This window comes from Mesorhizobium sp. Ca11 (assembly GCF_020165275.1).
Taxonomy (GTDB): Bacteria; Pseudomonadota; Alphaproteobacteria; order Rhizobiales; family Rhizobiaceae; genus Mesorhizobium.
The window spans coordinates 1-1388 of sequence record NZ_JAIUHU010000042.1 but is presented as its reverse complement, the minus strand read 5'-3'; the positions used below and the strand labels follow the sequence as shown (position 1 = coordinate 1388).

Annotated in this window: 1 protein-coding gene; it reads left to right on the top strand. The window is 63.4% G+C overall.

Annotated features, from left to right (window positions below):
- Window positions 1-401 precede the first annotated feature (401 nt).
- Window positions 402-1190, top strand: a complete 789-nt coding sequence (locus LB538_RS29115) for a DUF1223 domain-containing protein (protein ID WP_224532841.1) — start codon at window positions 402-404, stop codon at window positions 1188-1190.
- The last annotated feature ends 198 nt before the right edge of the window (window positions 1191-1388 follow it).

Below are 1388 nucleotides of genomic sequence, written 5' to 3'. Positions count from 1 at the left end.
CTGCCTACTGCCTACTGCCTACTGCCTACTGCCTACTGCCTACTGCCTACTGCCTACTGCCTACTGCCTACTGCCTTCGCCTTCCCAACCTCGCCGTCGCCAGCAGTCCCGCGGCAATGAAAGCCAGTTTGGTCGAAGCATTGGCCGGCTCCGCCCAAAGTCCAGGCCCCGTCCGCTCGCAATAGAGATCGACTGGGGCCAGGAGAGTTTGCCACATGGCGAGGACGCTGCTCCCGAATCGAACCGCGCCGTGAAATGCAATCACCCCGGCTATTGCGCCCTTACCTGCTGCCGCAACATCAAAAATTTCACCGCAACGTGACTTCCCGTTGACTGGCGCTTCTGCCACATATTTTGGCAATCAGAACAAGGCCGGCGTCACCGGCGGGAATTGGAAAGTCATGGCAATTCAAGGACGATTGCGGCTTGCGGCACTGGCGCTGGCCCTCACCGCGTTGGGCGGCGCGGCCCTTGCAGCCGAGCCCGCCAAGGCCGTGACCGGCAAGCCTCAGACCGACAAGCCCTTGGGCGTGATCGAATTGTTCACCAGCCAGGGCTGCAGTTCCTGTCCGCCGGCCGACGAGTTCTTTGCTGAGCTCGCCGGCAAGGACGACATCATCGCGCTCGCCTACCACGTCAATTACTGGGACTATCTCGGCTGGCAGGACACGCTGAGCACCAAGGAAAACACCGAGCGCCAATATGACTATATGCGCGCCTTCGGCAGCCGCTCGGTCTACACGCCGCAAGCCGTCATCAACGGCCGCAGCCACGTCAACGGCGCCAGCCGCAAGGATGTCGACGGCGCCTTGGCCCGGATGGACCGGACCGGCGAGGGCATGCGGGTCGGCATCAAGGTGAGCCGAACCAGCGACCGCGTCATGATCGACGCGGGCGACGCCGGCAACGGCCCGAGCGACGCCCATGTTGTGATCGTCTATTTCGATCCGCCGCAGACGGTGAAGATCGGCCAGGGCGAGAACAGCGGCCGCAGCCTGACCTACTGGAACGCCGTTTCCGACATCCAGACCGCCGGCATGTGGCACGGCAAGGCGCAGCGTTACGAACTGCCGATGACCGAGATCGCCAAGAAGGGCGGCTGCGCGGTGCTGCTGCAGTCGGTCGGCAAGGACGGCATGCCGGGGCCGATCCTCGGCGCCGCCTTCATCCGCAAGCCGGACCGGCTTTAGCTCCCCGTTCTAGCAATTGGCTTTTCGTCCGCTAGCGCGGACCGCTTCTCACCACAAGGCAGGCAATCTCTGGGAGTTCGGATAGCCGGCATGGCCTTGATCGGCGTGATTGATCGGCTGAAGGCTTGATTGCCAGGTGGTTCCCCCAATCCGTCGCTGCTTCGCAGCGCCACCTTTCCCCCCTCCGGAGGGAAAGGA